General features: G+C 45.5%; 14 protein-coding genes. 10 read left to right on the top strand and 4 right to left on the bottom strand.

The genetic code is table 11. The features are described 5' to 3' along the window. Positions 1-38 precede the first annotated feature (38 nt). From GJB59_RS09305 to GJB59_RS09330, 6 genes are all read left to right on the top strand, one after another. Positions 39-2,087, top strand: a complete 2,049-nt coding sequence (locus GJB59_RS09305; RefSeq protein ID WP_142826986.1) for a catalase — start codon at positions 39-41, stop codon at positions 2,085-2,087. A gap of 125 nt (positions 2,088-2,212) precedes the next feature. After that, positions 2,213-3,358: a DUF2382 domain-containing protein gene (locus tag GJB59_RS09310; RefSeq protein WP_142826987.1), complete on the top strand. Its 1,146-nt coding sequence runs from the start codon at positions 2,213-2,215 to the stop codon at positions 3,356-3,358. A gap of 140 nt (positions 3,359-3,498) precedes the next feature. Beyond that, positions 3,499-3,699: a YwbE family protein gene (locus GJB59_RS09315; RefSeq protein WP_142826988.1), complete on the top strand. Its 201-nt coding sequence runs from the start codon at positions 3,499-3,501 to the stop codon at positions 3,697-3,699. A 62-nt stretch (positions 3,700-3,761) separates the two neighbouring features. Then, entirely contained in the window at positions 3,762-4,289 is a 528-nt protein-coding gene (locus GJB59_RS09320) for a YflT domain-containing protein (protein WP_142826989.1), read from the top strand. A 532-nt stretch (positions 4,290-4,821) separates the two neighbouring features. Then, complete coding sequence (locus GJB59_RS09325; protein ID WP_142826990.1) at positions 4,822-6,948, top strand: ATP-dependent helicase; 2,127 nt, start codon at positions 4,822-4,824, stop codon at positions 6,946-6,948. A gap of 52 nt (positions 6,949-7,000) precedes the next feature. Then, positions 7,001-8,269, top strand: a complete 1,269-nt coding sequence (locus tag GJB59_RS09330; RefSeq protein ID WP_142826991.1) for an MDR family MFS transporter — start codon at positions 7,001-7,003, stop codon at positions 8,267-8,269. A gap of 17 nt (positions 8,270-8,286) precedes the next feature. Here the strand turns inward: GJB59_RS09330 and GJB59_RS09335 are convergent, their stop codons facing one another. Further along, positions 8,287-8,601, bottom strand: coding sequence for a DUF3243 domain-containing protein (locus GJB59_RS09335; protein ID WP_142826992.1), 315 nt, complete (start codon positions 8,599-8,601; stop codon positions 8,287-8,289). A gap of 156 nt (positions 8,602-8,757) precedes the next feature. Between GJB59_RS09335 and GJB59_RS09340 the strand changes: the two genes are divergently transcribed. Next, positions 8,758-9,591 carry a VLRF1 family aeRF1-type release factor gene (locus tag GJB59_RS09340; RefSeq protein ID WP_142826993.1) on the top strand — a complete coding sequence of 278 codons (834 nt, stop codon included), beginning with the start codon at positions 8,758-8,760 and terminating at the stop codon, positions 9,589-9,591. A 31-nt stretch (positions 9,592-9,622) separates the two neighbouring features. Here GJB59_RS09340 and GJB59_RS09345 read toward each other — a convergent pair whose 3' ends face one another. After that, positions 9,623-10,303 carry a hypothetical protein gene (locus GJB59_RS09345; protein ID WP_142826994.1) on the bottom strand — a complete coding sequence of 227 codons (681 nt, stop codon included), beginning with the start codon at positions 10,301-10,303 and terminating at the stop codon, positions 9,623-9,625. 143 nt (positions 10,304-10,446) lie between these two features. Here GJB59_RS09345 and GJB59_RS09350 point away from each other — a divergent pair, with 143 nt between their 5' ends. Continuing rightward, positions 10,447-10,809 carry a VOC family protein gene (locus GJB59_RS09350; protein ID WP_142826995.1) on the top strand — a complete coding sequence of 121 codons (363 nt, stop codon included), beginning with the start codon at positions 10,447-10,449 and terminating at the stop codon, positions 10,807-10,809. 49 nt (positions 10,810-10,858) lie between these two features. On the opposite strand, the gene GJB59_RS09355 is transcribed toward GJB59_RS09350, so the two are convergent. Further along, complete coding sequence (locus GJB59_RS09355; RefSeq protein ID WP_142826996.1) at positions 10,859-11,503, bottom strand: hypothetical protein; 645 nt, start codon at positions 11,501-11,503, stop codon at positions 10,859-10,861. Beyond that, positions 11,503-12,333 carry an ABC transporter ATP-binding protein gene (locus tag GJB59_RS09360; RefSeq protein ID WP_142826997.1) on the bottom strand — a complete coding sequence of 277 codons (831 nt, stop codon included), beginning with the start codon at positions 12,331-12,333 and terminating at the stop codon, positions 11,503-11,505. Before GJB59_RS09360 ends, GJB59_RS09355 begins: the two co-directional genes overlap by 1 nt. A gap of 191 nt (positions 12,334-12,524) precedes the next feature. On the opposite strand from GJB59_RS09360, the gene GJB59_RS09365 reads away from it, so the two are divergent. Both GJB59_RS09365 and GJB59_RS09370 read left to right on the top strand, forming a co-directional pair. Next, entirely contained in the window at positions 12,525-13,502 is a 978-nt protein-coding gene (locus tag GJB59_RS09365; protein WP_142826998.1) for an ABC transporter substrate-binding protein, read from the top strand. Further along, positions 13,502-15,463: an iron ABC transporter permease gene (locus tag GJB59_RS09370; protein WP_142826999.1), complete on the top strand. Its 1,962-nt coding sequence runs from the start codon at positions 13,502-13,504 to the stop codon at positions 15,461-15,463. The genes GJB59_RS09365 and GJB59_RS09370 overlap by 1 nt, the downstream gene beginning before the upstream one ends. Positions 15,464-15,541: the final 78 nt, after the last annotated feature.

Below are 15,541 nucleotides of genomic sequence, written 5' to 3' on the forward strand. Positions count from 1 at the left end.
ATAGGAGAAGGAATAAAAAAAACTGAAGGAGTGGCGAAATGGCAAAAGAGCCCAAAGTGAACGAAAACAGCAAAGACGAACAATTGGAGCAGTATCGGGTGGACGATTCCGGTAAAAGCTTGACGACCAACCAGGGACTGAAGATGGCAGAAGATGAATTTTCATTGAAAGCCGGTGAAAGAGGTCCGACTTTGTTGGAGGATTTTCATTTTCGGGAAAAAATGACCCATTTTGACCATGAACGCATTCCGGAACGCGTCGTTCATGCAAGAGGATACGCTGCCCACGGTGAATTTGAAGCATATGAATCGTTGGAGAATTTGACGAAAGCGAAGTTTCTATCAGAAAAAGGCAAAAAAACGCCGGTATTTGTCCGTTTTTCTACTGTGGCCGGCTCAAAAGGGTCTGCAGAAACGGTCCGGGACGTTCGCGGATTTTCCACTAAATTTTATACAGAAGAAGGAAATTATGATTTAGTCGGAAACAATATGCCTGTGTTTTTTATCCAGGATGCCATTAAGTTTCCGGACTTTGTCCATGCAGTAAAACCGGAACCGCATAATGAAATGCCGCAGGCAGCCAGTGCCCATGATACGTTATGGGATTTTGTCATCAACAATCAGGAAACCGCACACATGATGATGTGGTTGATGTCTGACCGTGCAATTCCGCGCAGCTTCCGCATGATGGATGGCTTTGGCGTGCATGCGTTCCGTTTCGTCAATGCGGAAGGCAAATCACATTTTGTCAAATTCAACTGGAAATCGACGCTTGGCACCCATTCGCTTGTTTGGGACGAAGCGCAGAAAATTGCCGGAAAAGACCCGGATTTCAACCGCCGCGACCTGTATGACTCCATTGAACAAGGCGATTTTCCTGAGTGGGAGTTAGGTGTTCAGATTATCGCAGAGGAAGATGAGCATAACTTTGACTTTGATTTGCTGGATGCCACGAAGCTATGGCCGCAGGAAGAGATTCCAATCCAGATTGTCGGCAAGATGACTTTGAACCGCAACGTCGATAATGTCTTTGCAGAAACAGAACAGGTAGCATTCCATCCGGGCCATGTCGTACCGGGAATTGATTTTTCAAATGATCCATTGCTGCAGGGACGTCTGTTTTCTTATACCGATACCCAGCTGCTTCGTTTGAACGGACCGAATTTTCATGAACTGCCGATAAACCGGCCAGTTTGCCCATTCCATAATAACCAGCGGGATGGCTTTGGACGCCAGACAATCAATAAAGGGCGGGTGTCTTACCAGAAGAGCTCGTTTACCAACAACACACCAGCTCCGGTGAGCGAGGCTGACGGCGGCTACTCTCATTACCAGGAGAAAATGGAAGGGCGTAAAGTGCGTGCCCGCAGCGAGAGTTTTAAAGACCACTTTTCGCAAGCAACCATGTTCTGGAACAGCATGACGGAACCGGAACGGAAGCACATTATCGAAGCTTTCAGTTTTGAACTTGGAAAATGCCAGGAGACCTGGATTCGTGAGGGCGCTGTCGAAATGTTCACCAACGTCAATTTGAAAATGGCGCAGGCAGTCGCTAAAAATATCGGAGTGACTCCGCCGGCAAGCGGCGGTTCTGATGTGACGAAATCTTCACCCACATTGAGCCTGGATAATACCATAAAGTCTCCTGCAACTCGCAAAGTCGGAGTTTTAGCAGATAAAGGCTTTAACGATGCTGAAGTACTGAAGATTCTGGAAGGACTCAAAGCGAAAGGCGTCCAATACGAAATCATCAGCGAAATGCAAGGCAAGTTGAAAGGTTCAAGCGGCAAAGAAGTAGAAGTCGACCACACGTTCACAACCACGGATCCCGTTTTGTATGACGCGGTCTATGCAATAGGCGGACCGGATGTCAGCAGAAAATTTGCCAAAGAAGCGGCGCGCTATATTGGTGAAGCATTCGACCATTACAAGCCGATTGGTGCAACGCATGATGGCCAGCAGTGGCTTGAAGCAGCAGGGATTGAAAGCCAGCCTGGAGTAGTGGCGGCAGGAGATGGTTCAACTTTTACCGCATCTTTCTTGGAAGCTATTACAGCACACCGCCACTGGGATAGACAAGTGGAATAAAGAGTAAAAAAAGCAGGAAAAACAAATCGTAAAAAGTTCAGGATGTTTAAGAAAAGACATGTCGGGTATTTTCTAAACTAAGCAAGCATTTTCAAAATACGCATAAAAATTGGAGGAATAGAAAAATGGCCAACAATAAATTTATGGGAACGTTCGACAGTGAAACGGAAGTATTAAAGAAAATCGAGGAAATGAAAGCGCAAGGCTCTAGCGAAGATGATATGTATGTAATGGCACGGGATAAAGATCAAATTTCCATGGTACGGGGACGGACAGATGTAGATTACAAATCATCTGAAGGAAACTGGATGGATAAGTTCATGGGCTTCTTATCAGGCAACGAATCTTCACGTGAAGCATTCTCCGGAATGGGTGTAGATGATGCGGAAGCGGACCGTTACTACAATGAAGTGCAGAACGGCAAAATTTTATTATTCGTTGACCGTGAGTACGGTGCAAACTACGAAGGCAAAGCACCATACGACAACACTTCTACAAGCGGTGCAGCAGGTACAATGGGAGCAGCTGGAGCTACTGGAGTAGGAACCAGCAGAAACCATATGGATGATGAAGCTGTAGCCAAAGACGGACTGACAGTGGACACTAATACTGAAAACGATACCTATTACAATAAAAAAGACGACACATTCAGCCGTGATACAAATGAAACAGCAGGTGTCGGAAGAGATTCAGGTACAGGGTTTGGACTTGGATCGGATCGTACGGCTGAAGATGCAAACCGTACAGATCGCTTCGATAACAAGGATAAAGATTTAAACCGTACGGACAGCTTTAATGACACAAATAAAGATTTGAACCGTACAGGTACAGATGAAGAAAAACTTCGTTTGCACGAAGAACGTTTAAATGTCGACAAAGAGCGTGTGCAAACTGGTGAGGTCAACGTAGGAAAACACGTTGTTGAAGAAACTCAATCAATCGAAGTACCGGTAGAACGCGAAGAAGTATACGTGGAGCGCCGCCCTGTAAACGAAGAAACAACAGGGAATTCCTTTGATAAGGATTCCGGGTTAACTGGAGATGCTTATCAAGAAGGCGAAAACATTCACATTCCAGTGTCAGAAGAACGCGTCGAAGTTACGAAAAAAGACGTAGTAGCTGAAGAGATTGTGGTTGGGAAACGCAAAGTGCAAGACACAGAAACTGTCAATGAAACAGTTCGCCGTGAAGAAGCGGATATTGATGAAGATACTAATTTGACAGACGACAAGCTAACCAACAAAAAACGTACAGACCGTGATCGGTTATAATCAGTAAAGCATAAAGTAAGGCGGGGACTGATCCCCGCCTTTTTTATTTTGATAGAAGAAATTAGGTAAGCGTGTTAAGAGTATTTTTTGTCGGGTTTATGGGAATAGCGTATAGTAAAGGAAAGCAAGGAGGGATAAACGTGGACGGCAAAAAAAGAAGTGACGTAAAACCTGGAATTGAAGTAAACGTAATTCTAAAGCAGGATCAGCGCTCTGGAAAAAAGACACGTGGCATCGTTAAAGATTTACTGACAAACTCCGCCACCCATCCGCATGGCATCAAGGTGCGGTTAGAGGACGGGCAAGTTGGACGTGTATGTGAGATTCTTTCCGCAAAATAAGCGGTGTTTCGTGCCTCTTCCATAAGGGTAAAATACAATAACCCCTATAAGGAGAGATCATAATGACAAATCGATTTATCGAAACTTATGATAGACAGGAAACTGTCTTAAAGAAAATCGAAGAGCTGAAAAAAGATGGCTATTTAGATGAAGACATGTATGTAATGGCTAAATCAGATGACCAGTTGTCTCTTGTAAGAGGCAAATCAGACGTCGAAGTTCATGCATCGGAAGGCGGATGGGCAGATCGCTTTGCCACATTTTTAACTGGAAATGAAAGGATTCATCAAGCCTTCTTGAATATGGGAATCGATGAAAATGAATCCGAGCATCTTTACAGGGACGTTCAGGACGGCAAGCTATTGCTTTACGTCAACAAAGACGCCCAGGATGCATTTGAATTGCCGGAAGACGAAAAAACGGCTATTCAAAACGAAAAACTTGAATCACAAGGCCCGCGTTCCATAGAAGAAGAACGCGAAGAAAAAGCAGTCGAATTGGATGACCATCATTACGAAGAACCCGCACACAGAAAAGACAAACGCAACGCCGATCCAATCAGCAAGCCGGATGAGAAAAACTTTATTTAAAAGAAAAGCGGAAGCGCCCATGTAGCTCTGCCGGGCATAAGACGATCTGGCGAAGCGGCGTTTTTTGCCGCATAGCCAGAGTGGCTTATGACCCAAAGAGCTGGGCGCTGGAGCCTGGACAATAAAGAAAAGCGCAGGCAGCCGTCTAGCCCGACAAGCGCTGGAAGCCTTGCCCGAAAGGCTGAAGCGACTCGAGGGGCTGGCTGCCGGAGTCTGGCCAACAAAGAAAAGCGGAAGCGCCCATGTAGCTCTGCCGGGCATAAGACGCTCTGGCGAAGCGGCGCTCTTTGCCGCATAGCAACAAAAATAAAAAGCAGACCAACAAAAANCCAACAAAGAAAAGCGGAAGCGCCCATGTAGCTCTGCCGGGCATAAGACGCTCTGGCGAAGCGGCGCTCTTTGCCGCATAGCAACAAAAATAAAAAGCAGACCAACAAAAAAATATGCATAGATTTGAAAAAAAGCGGACCCGATAAACGGGTTCGTTTTTGTGTTAATATAGGGTTATTGAAAAATGAAGGAGCCCCTTAAAATGAGCCAATTTTTTGAACGAAAAAAGCAGGAACTTGGAGTTCAATTAAATAAAATACAGCGGAAAGCGGTGGAGCGGACAGAAGGTCCTCTGCTGCTGCTGGCTTGCCCCGGATCCGGGAAAACAACCACTATGATCATGCGCATCGGTTACCTGATTGAAGAGAAAGGTGTGTCGCCTCAGCGCATTAAAGCCATTACCTTCAGCAAAGCATCCGCCAACGACATGCTTGAACGCTATAAGCGTTTTTTTCCTTCACTTCAGCCAATTGATTTTTCGACCATCCACAGTTTAGCTTTTCAAATCACCCGTGACTATTTTTCAGGATCGCGCTACGTCATGATCGAAGGCAGCGAGACAAACGGCCTTCATAAAAAGAAGTTGCTTCGGGAAATGTACCAAACCGAAAATGATGAGCCGATCACCGATGACCAGCTGGAAGAACTGACTTCATTTATCAGCTTTGTCAAAAATAAAATGCTGCCGCGAAAACAATGGGCCAAGCTGAAAGAGCCATTTCCAGGCGCGATTGAAATTTTGAAAACGTATGAAGCCTTTAAAGAAAACTATGACGTTAGGTTAGTGGATTTCGATGATATGCTGTCATTGGCCTATGAGGCACTTGAAAAGGACAAAAACTTATTGGCGAAATACCAAGGACGATGGGATTATGTTATGACTGATGAAAGCCAGGATACATCGCTGATTCAGCATGCTATCGTGGAGAAGCTGGTGGCCCGCCATCAAAATCTTTGTGTGGTAGCCGATGACGACCAGTCGATTTATACGTGGAGAGCTGCTGAACCTACGTATTTGTTAAAGTTCAGAACGGTGTACCCTGATGCCTACATCATGAAAATGGAGCGCAATTACCGTTCTTCCCAAAACATTGTCCATACCGCCAATCAATTCATCAAAACCAATAAAAAGCGCCATGACAAAAACATGTTCACGAAGCAGCCAGAAGGCGATCCAATCGTTTTAAAACGTTTAACCTCAGAAGACGCACAATTTAAATACGTCTTAAAAGAACTCAAAGAACTGACCGAATACGGAAATGTTGCCATTCTGTACCGAAACAATTCATCTTCAACGCTGCTAATGAGTGAACTTGAACGATTGGGCATTCCTTTTTACATGAAAGATTCCGATAACCGCTTTTTCTCTCATTGGATTGTGGAAGATATGCTGAACTTTATGCGTTTCAGCCTAAAGCCGGAGCGTGTCGATATTTATGCGAAAGTCGCTTCCAAAACCAATGCTTATTGGTCAGGCAGCCAGTTGAAAATGTTGAGCCGCATGAAGCCGACAGAAAAGCCCGCTTTTGATGAAATCAATTTGAACATCACCTTAAAAGACTATCAAATTAAAATACTGAACGAGCAGAAAAAATGGTTCCAGGCATTAAATGGCATGAAACCGCTGAAAGTGATTCGGACCATCCGCGGAGAAATGGGCTATGATCAAATGCTCTCAAGCCGTGCAGAAAAGTTCGGCATGAAAATGACGTATTTGGCGCAGATTTTGACAACTTTGGAACAAATTGCGGAGCCTTTGGAATCCATGACCGCTTTTGCAAAGCGGTTGAAACAGTTGGAACAGGTAACTCAGCAGGCAAAAGTGGAAAAAACCGATGATATGTTGACTTTATCGACTTTCCACAGCTCTAAAGGACTGGAATTTGATCGCGTATACATGATCGATTTGGTGGAAGGGGTCATTCCAACTGAAGAAGATGCGGAGACGCCGGATACGTTGGAAGAAGCCCGCCGCCTGTTCTATGTTGGGATGACAAGGGCCAAAAATCATCTGGAGCTGATCAGCTACGACAGTGAATCACGCTTTGTGGATGAAGTGCGAAACTTGATTGTTCCTGAAAAACGGCAAGCCAAACCGCAGCGCACTGCGGCCAAAACCCCCATCAAGGTAAAGGTTCCTAATAATCCGAATGCCATCGATTCAGAGGATGCATTGCACGAGGGGGTTCAGGTCCGGCACCGTGTATTTGGGGCTGGAGAAATCGTTGAGCGTGACAAAGAACGGATTTCCATTCAATTTGCAAAAGAGCGGAAAGATTTGATGATTGATATTTGCTTGAGTTACAGACTGCTAGAAATCATTGAATAGCGCCTCCATGGAAATGCGGAGGTGACATAAAGAAGAACGCGGGGAAATGGGAATGAAAATCAAAGATTGGGATCGAAGTTTGAAAGTTCGCCTGGTCGGCGAATTTTTTATGAACACAAGTTATTGGATGGTTTTCCCGTTTTTAGCGATTTATTTTGCGGAAGAGTTTGGCAAAGGGACAGCAGGATTGCTGCTGGTAATTTCTCAAGTGTTTTCTGTGGCGTCAAACCTGGTCGGAGGTTATTGTGCAGACCGCTTTGGCCGCAGACGCATGCTGGTCATGGCTTCTGTTGCTCAAGGCTTTTCATTTTTATTGTTTGCCTTTGCCAACTCTCCGTGGCTGCAGTCTCCCGAACTTGGGTTTGTCGCGTTTACGCTTGCTGGAATGTGCGGGTCTCTGTATTGGCCGGCGAGCCAGGCAATGATTGCGGATGTCGTTCCGGAAAAATATCGCAGCGATGTTTTTGCTATTTTTTATACGACCTTAAATATTGCCGTTGTAGTAGGGCCGCTATTCGGCGCTGTACTGTTCTTTTCATACCGCTTTGAACTGCTGCTGGTTGTGACAGTGATTTCAATGCTGCTTGGCCTGGTTCTAAGGCTCCTGACAAAGGAAACCTTGTCTCAGGTGATGGTCGACAAATGGCAGTCACAGGAGGCTACAGGCTGGATGGGAGCAGTGTCCAAACAATTTAAAGAATATGGCTTGATTTTTAAAGATCGCTTGTTCCTGCTGTTTATTATTGGGGGAGTTTTAGGCGCACAAACCTTTATGCAGCTGGATTTGCTGATTCCAATCTATTTAAAGGAAACAATTGATATCCAGACCATAGCCACTCTTTTTGATCGGGAGTGGACAGTAACAGGAGAAACTTCTTTTGGTATCCTGTTAGCGGAGAATGGTTTGTTTGTCGCATTGTTGACGGTTGTCATTACTCGCTGGATGACTAAGTTCCCTGAAAAATGGGTGTTCTTCGCCTCTGCTGCTTTGTATGCGGTGGCCATGTGGCTATTTCCACTGACTTCGTGGTTTTGGATATTCGTTGTCGCCATGGCGATATTCACTTTTGGAGAGCTGATGGTTGTCGGGCTGCAGCAGAACTTCATCTCCAAACTGGCACCAGAAGACATGCGCGGGCAATATTTTGCGGCTGCCAGTTTGCGGTATACAATCGGGCGGATGATCGCCCCGATTTCCATTCCGATGACGGCGTGGTTTGGGTTTGCTTGGACGTTCGGCCTGTTAGGTATGCTCGCACTGGCAAGCGGCTTTGTTTACTTGTTCATGTTTCATCTATATGAAAAAAGGCCATCCAATTAAGGATGGCCTTTTGTTTATTATTTGTTTTGGTCTTTGGCTAATTTCACCAGCATGTGTGCCAGCATATGTTGCTGTTCTTTATCGCCAACCTGCCATAAGCGCTGCAATAAATATTCTTCACTGTTTTTCGGATCCTCTTTTTTCGCTAAGTAGCCGGCCACTTTTTCAGCCAATTGAGCTATGCGTTCCTCACTTAAGCCCATTTTTTCGCCAATTTCCACTTTGTCTCCTAAATAATTAATGAAGACCGAAAAATCTGCTAAAATCTGCTCTTTTTTCTTATCATCTGTATTCTTCAGTTTATCTTCAACCTGTTTGTTGATGTTTTCCATCCTGTAACACGCTCCTTCAAATTTTTTAACATACTCTTTATTTACCACAGATTGATAATTTTAAACACTGTTCGTATAATCATTCAGAAGATTCGTTTAAATAAAACTTATGGGGGTAATCAGATAACAAGGACGGAATACAAGGAGGATGATTGAATGACCTTATACGACGAAATCCAGGAATTGAAAAGTTTTGAATGTCCAGACCGTTGCGTGCTAAGTGTTTATTTGAATACAAATCCAACTGATTTAAATGCCCAAAACGGGGCATGGAAAATCCACCTGAAGAACGGTCTAAAGCGGCTGGACGAATACTTGAAAGCATCTGATGATGAGAAAGAAATAAAAGCGTATAAAACTTTGAGGAAAAAGGTTGAAAAAGAAATTTTGGATAATCAAAATGACCTCCAAAAGGGTGTCATCATTTTTGCGTCCCCGCATGAGGATTTGTGGTCCGTACATTATGTTCAGGTTCCAGTTAAAACAAGTTTTCATTGGGAAACGAAACCCGTTTTAGATGAATTAAGATATATGTACAAAGCATACCCTTACACAGGAATCGTTTTGCCGAGCTTTAAAGGCATACGTGTCATTGACACTTCCATGGGAATCATCAATGAAGAAATTTTTTATGAATTTGATTCAGGACTTGAAGTTTGGACCGAACAAACAGGGGTCCATTCTGCAGGCCGCAGTGCCGGAGGAAATTCGTTTGCTGGCGGTGCTCATTTAGGCGGGAACAGTGGCAGCCACGCTGATGATCTGGATCATCGTTTAAAAGAAAATTTGGAGCGTTTCTACAAAGATATGAGCAGCAAAATTGAAAAGTTGAAAAAAGATCGGCATTGGGATGAAATTCATGTAGTCGGTGAGACTGAACATGCCAAGTCCTTCGCTAAAGTCTTGCAGAAAAAACCCGCAAGCTGCGTCTACAAAAACTTGATCAACAATTCACCAGGCCAAATCCTGCACGAAGTATTTGAAGTATAAACAAACACCTCAGCATTTTTGCTGAGGTGTTTTAGTTAGGTTTTGGACAAAATGTACATGTATCAAAAAGGGGCATCTCCTTGTACATGCAACAGGTTTTTCTAAGCGGCTTTGAAACCGCCTGTTTCAGGGAAGCCGTGCCAAGCAGGTCGGCAAGATACGAAGTTTTGATTGGTTTCCAATTGTTCGACTCAAGAAGCCACTCCAGGTCTTCTGCAGTCTTTCGCGGATTTTGGGTTTCCAAACCCGCATAAAACCAAAGAACAGAACCGAGGACGTTCTCCCAGCAGGTAATGGGGGATACTTTTATATGTTTTTTGAATTCACTCAGCAGTTCGTTTACTTGCAGGTTGAGGATTTCATGAAAAGCCAGGAATCGTTCATTCGGCATGACTTTTTTAAAGGTGGTTGAATCTGCATGCGTTTCTAAAAGAGGCAGCCCGTAATTATGGACACGATCAAATTGCAGTTCCTGCCAGTGCAAAGAAAAATAGCCGCCATGTTGATGGAGCAGATGGAACTGAGCAGTGACGTACAAGGCATATTGACGGAAAAAGTAGGATACTGCTACTCCGGCATTGTCGCTTCCGCACCAATCCTTCAGTTCTTCAATCATGGTGGGAATGTGTTGGCTGAGCGGCTGCTGCGGAATACGGTCTACTGCCACAGATTGGCTGCTCAGAAAGTATCTGGCTTGTTGTGGTAAAGTCACGATGGTTCACCTCTTTGTACCTTATGCTACGGCAAACTGAATCCGTTTGCAAAGTGATTAGAGAAACTTATGGGAAAGCTTAAAAACAATCGTATATTCTTTTGACCAAAAAATCGATAAACTAAAAAGAAAGGAGTGAGAATATGGGTTTTTCTGTTTTACATATTGATCACGTACAAGTTGCGGCACCTGCTGGAAAAGAAGCGGCGGCGATAAAATTTTATGCGGAAATTTTAGGGATGCAGGAAATTGAAAAACCGGAAGCGTTAAAAGGAAGAGGAGGCGCCTGGTTTGGATTTGGCGGGCAACAATTACACGTAGGTGTGGAAGAGCCATTTTCACCGGCGAAAAAAGCACATCCGGCATTTCGGGTCGCTGGGTATGATGAACTGAAAGATCAATTGAGCAGATACGGAGTCGAATGGCAGGAAGATAGCAGCATACCGGGCGTCGAACGCTTCTTTGTCTTCGACCCGTTCGGCAACCGCCTGGAGTTCCTGAAATAACCGTGTTGAAGTTAGTCAAAATAAAAACGCCTTGCATCTCAGCAGGCGTTTATTTTCGTAAAGGACAATAAGGGCATTTATCCGTTTCCGGCAACTCTTTATAAAGGCAGCAAGTTACGCGTTTGTATTCTGCCTTTGACTGTGCCAAGCCGTGGCCGCCTAAAAACTGCTTGAAATGCGATTTGCGCATTTCGGGCTGCCAAAAAGAATCTGTCAGCAAATCCTGAACATCCTGTTCAGCCTGAACCGAACTTTCCATGCCATACATCCAGATTACGTAGCCCCAAATGTTTTCCCAGAGGTTCAGTTTGGAGATGGGACCGACCGTTCGGAACGTTTCCACCACAGGCAGGGCATAGTCTTTCAAAACTATTTCCAGATCGCCTTCCCGGCGAGGCCTTAGCCATTTTCCATCTATTTCAAAAGAAATTCCATACTCAGCCTCCGTCAAGTAGACCTCGCTCATTGGGCCACCCCACATTTGCCCATTTGCCAATAAGTAAAGCTGTGCCGAAATGAAAAAACCGAAGCGCCGCATGAAGATAGACGATGCTACGGTTTCAGTAGGCGCTCCCGATTCCTCGAGGACTTTCGCAATCAGTTCATCAGAACGGCTGCCCATGCTTTCCGATAAGGTCATAAAGCCATTGGGATTCGTTTGGAGCTGTACTTGGAAAAGATTCAGTTTGTCCACTATTGTGCGCTGCTTAATGCCTGTTGGATTTCAGGGACGATGCAGCGCCCTCTGCCAAAAGGTACGCAGTGAGGTGTACCGAACAAAGGATCTTTGGAAACCTGGCATTCCATTCCAAAAACAGAGCGGACCAAATCGCAATTGATGACATTTTCAGGAGTTCCCTGTCCGAATACCGCTCCATCTTTGATGGCAATAATATTATGTGCATAACGGGAAGCCAGATTCAAGTCATGAAGAACCATGATGATCGTGCGTCCTTGTGTTTCATTCAGCTCAAACAGCAAATCCAAAATTTCAATTTGGTGTGTCATGTCCAAATAAGTAGTTGGTTCATCCAGCAGAATAATTTCGGTATCCTGAGCGAGTGTCATGGCAATCCAGGCACGTTGGCGCTGTCCGCCTGATAATTCATCGACAGGCTTGTCGCGGAATTGATCGACACGCGTCGCTTTCATGGCAGCTTCTACTTTTTCCGTGTCTTCTTCAGTCCAGCGTTTCAGCCAGGATTGGTGTGGATAGCGGCCCTGCTTGACGAGGTCATGCACCGTCAAACCTTCAGGCGAAACAGGTGATTGTGGCAGGATGCCCATTTTTTTTGCCACTTCACGTGAAGACATATTATGGACTTCTTTGCCTTCCAATAAAATAGAGCCTTCTTGAGGTTTAAGAAGACGCGCAATCGAGCGGAGAAGTGTCGATTTGCCGCAGCCGTTGCTGCCGACAAATACTGAAATTTCACCGCGCGGAATCGATAGATTTAAATTTTCAAAAAGTAAATTGTCGGTATATCCAATGGACAAGTCGTTGGTTTTGACGGCTATTGTCATTGCTTAATTCCTCCATATCTTTCACCAAAATCTAATTGATAGGATTTTCATTACCGTAACTATAGCATAAATTCTTATTAAATGAGAACAATTTTCACTAGGAATTTTAGAAAAAGCTTTACAAATGTGACAGATAGCACTAAAATAAGACTTATTGAGAATCATTATCAAACACTTGGAGGACACCAATTATGAAGCAACGGTTATTACTATTAATTGCAGCAATGCTCATGCTTGTTCTTGCCGCATGCTCATCAGCTGAAGAAGAACCAGCGGCGCCGGCAGAAGAAGCTGAGCCGGTAACGATTCAAGGCACCAATGGTGAGGTCGCATTAGATGCTCCAGCCCAAAAAGTAGTCGTTTTGGAATGGACTTATGCGGAAGACTTGCTGGCAGTGGGTGTACAGCCAGCTGGAATGGCTGACATTGCAGAGTATGGGGACTATGTGAACATCGAGCCGCAACTGGACGAAACGGTAGTTGACGTCGGCGGCCGCCAGGAACCTAACCTTGAAGCGATTGCAGCTTTAGAACCTGACTTGATTATCGGGGTGAGCTTCCGGCACGATGCGATGCTTGACCAATTGGAAACGATTGCCCCTACTGTAATTTTTAATCCTTATCCGGAAGACGAAAGCATTGATCTGTATCAGGAAATGGAAACAACATTCCTGGAAATTGCAAAAGCTGTAGGAAAGACAACTGAAGGTGAAGAGGTTTTGACGGATCTTGAAGCGCAATACGAAGAAAAGGCAGCTGAACTTGAAGCGGCCGATCTTCAAACCAAAGATGTCATTTTAACCCTTGCTTACTCTGGTGCACAGGCTCCTGAAATCCGTGTCTTTACGCCAAACTCGATGGCTTCCATCATTTTGGATCGTCTGGGCTTGAATAATGTCCATGAGCCGGACCAGTTTGAAATCTTTGGATCCAGTACGTTTAATGTAGAAGGATTGGTAGAGTACGAAGATGCCAATTACCTTTACACGGTACCGGATGCAGATAATATTTATGAAAACCAGCTTAGCGGCAATCCGGTCTGGGAAAATCTGGCCTTTGTTCAAGAGGATCGTACGTACGATTTAGGCGCTGATACTTGGCTATATGGAGGACCGTTGTCTGCTGAAACCTTGATGAACCAAATCACCGATGTGCTGGTGACAGACTAATGCTCCGCAAATTGCTGAATAAGTCCACTGTCTCTCTGACAGCGGGCTTTTTCCTGCTTATTGCGCTGTCTATTGTTCACTTGACGCAGGGGCAGGCGGATTACACGGTGTCCCAGTTGCTGACAGGCGTCTGGACGGAAGGCCGCATTCAGGATATCGTATTCTCATTTCGCTTGCCGCGTCTAACAATCGGCATTTTGGCAGGAGGGGCTCTCGCTGTTTCAGGTGCTGTTCTCCAAACATTGACGAACAATCCATTGGCTTCGCCGGGAACTTTGGGGCTTAATGCTGGTGCCTTTTTCTTCGTGGTTGTTTCCACAATCTTCTTTCCGGGATTATTTGGCGCTTTTCCTTTTGTTACGGCTCTTTTAGGTGCTGTACTTTCTTCTTTATTGGTCGTGGGCCTTGCCGGGAAACAAATGGAACCCGTGCGTGTCGCTTTGACAGGGATGATCATTTCTCTGCTGTTTGCTTCCATTACCGGAGCGCTCCAGTTATTATTTGAAAACCAGACAAATGGGCTTTTCCTTTGGGGTTCGGGGACTTTGGTTCAACTGAACTGGGAAGGCGTAATATTTGCTGCACCGGTCATTCTCCTGATGTTCCTTTGTGCACTGCTGTTGGCAAAACCAATGGATATTTTATCGCTTGGAGAAGACATTGCTTCTTCACTCGGACAAAATGTCCGCCTGGTCAAGCTCGCTTCTTGGGGAGTTGCAATTGTCTTGGCCGCTGCTACAGTTAGCGTTGTCGGACCGATCGGATTTATTGGGCTGATGGCTCCACACATTGTCCGGATGATGGGCATACGGGGACATTTGCAAATTATTATCCACTCTTTTATTTGGGGAAGTGTCTTTTTGGTCGGTGCTGATGTGCTTGGCAGATTGATTCAGCCGGGACAGGAAGTGCCGGTCGGTGCCATGACGGCATTGGTCGGCGGTCCTTGGCTGTTGTATTTGGCATGGCGCACAGCCAAATCGATGAAGCGCGGGGAGCGGCAAATGGGCGGTACAACAAAACCTGTTCGCTTAAAGCTGATTGTTCCAATACTGGTGGCGATTATTGCTGGCATCACGGTGATGGCATTAAGCTTTAACGGCACTGCCTGGACATTTGCCTGGACAGAACCGGTAGTTTGGAATTTCCGGGTGCCGCGGGTTTTAACTTCATTTATTGTCGGTGTAATGCTGGCGATTACGGGCGTCATTCTTCAAGGAGTTTTAAGAAATCCGCTGGCAGATGCCAGTGTGCTCGGTGTCACTTCAATGGCGGGAGCAGGAGCAATGCTGCTGCTTGTTATTTTCCCGGCGATTCCACCCGAATTCTTGCCGCTTGGCGCAACTGTAGGGGCAGCTTTGGCACTTGGCATTATTCTTGTGACGGCTTGGAAAAATAATTTCCAGCCGATGCTCGTTGCGTTGATGGGCATCGCCATCTCGGCCTTTGGTTCGGCTGCGACACAGGTCTTCATTGTCAAAGCGAAGCTGGCTGTTGCGAGTGCATTAGTTTGGTTATCAGGCAGCACCTACGGCAAGGGCTGGGAAGATGTCCAATTTGCGCTGCTCTTATTGGCGGTATTCATTTGGCCGGCCATTTATCTCACGCGCAGCTTGGATACGCTGACCTTCGGAGACGATGTAGCTGCCGGTCTGGGGTTGAACATCCGTTCCACACGCGTTTGGGCGCTGATCGTTGGTGTCGCCATTTCAACGGTGGCGGTATCGATTGTCGGCACGATCGGATTTGTCGGTCTGGTCGCTCCGCATATTGCCCGTCGCTTGGTCGGTTTCCGTCATTTGCCGCTGCTCCTGGCATCCGGCTTGATCGGCGGACTGCTGCTGGTAACCGCCGATTTTGTCGGACGGATATTGATTGCACCGAAAGACATTCCGAGCGGCTTGGTTGTCGCATTGATCGGGACACCTTACCTGCTTTACCTGCTGCGCAAAATGAAATGAAAATAATAGAATGAATGTAAAAGGACCTGCCAAGTTGGCAGGTCCTTTTTGATTGGGATGAAAATGACCATACAGAAA

This window comes from Planococcus soli, assembly GCF_016881065.1.
Taxonomy (GTDB): domain Bacteria; phylum Bacillota; class Bacilli; order Bacillales_A; family Planococcaceae; genus Planococcus; species Planococcus soli.

Excerpts from the sequence above, each read along its gene's own strand:
- GJB59_RS09360 (WP_142826997.1), bottom strand. The coding sequence starts at position 12,333 with ATGACAATAGCCGTCAAAACCAACGACTTGTCCATTGGATATACCGAC.
- GJB59_RS09330 (WP_142826991.1), top strand. The coding sequence starts at position 7,001 with ATGAAAATCAAAGATTGGGATCGAAGTTTGAAAGTTCGCCTGGTCGGC.
- GJB59_RS09335 (WP_142826992.1), bottom strand. The coding sequence starts at position 8,601 with ATGGAAAACATCAACAAACAGGTTGAAGATAAACTGAAGAATACAGAT.
- GJB59_RS09365 (WP_142826998.1), top strand. The coding sequence starts at position 12,525 with ATGAAGCAACGGTTATTACTATTAATTGCAGCAATGCTCATGCTTGTT.
- GJB59_RS09305 (WP_142826986.1), top strand. The coding sequence starts at position 39 with ATGGCAAAAGAGCCCAAAGTGAACGAAAACAGCAAAGACGAACAATTG.
- GJB59_RS09340 (WP_142826993.1), top strand. The coding sequence starts at position 8,758 with ATGACCTTATACGACGAAATCCAGGAATTGAAAAGTTTTGAATGTCCA.
- GJB59_RS09310 (WP_142826987.1), top strand. The coding sequence starts at position 2,213 with ATGGCCAACAATAAATTTATGGGAACGTTCGACAGTGAAACGGAAGTA.
- GJB59_RS09325 (WP_142826990.1), top strand. The coding sequence starts at position 4,822 with ATGAGCCAATTTTTTGAACGAAAAAAGCAGGAACTTGGAGTTCAATTA.
- GJB59_RS09370 (WP_142826999.1), top strand. The coding sequence starts at position 13,502 with ATGCTCCGCAAATTGCTGAATAAGTCCACTGTCTCTCTGACAGCGGGC.
- GJB59_RS09320 (WP_142826989.1), top strand. The coding sequence starts at position 3,762 with ATGACAAATCGATTTATCGAAACTTATGATAGACAGGAAACTGTCTTA.
- GJB59_RS09350 (WP_142826995.1), top strand. The coding sequence starts at position 10,447 with ATGGGTTTTTCTGTTTTACATATTGATCACGTACAAGTTGCGGCACCT.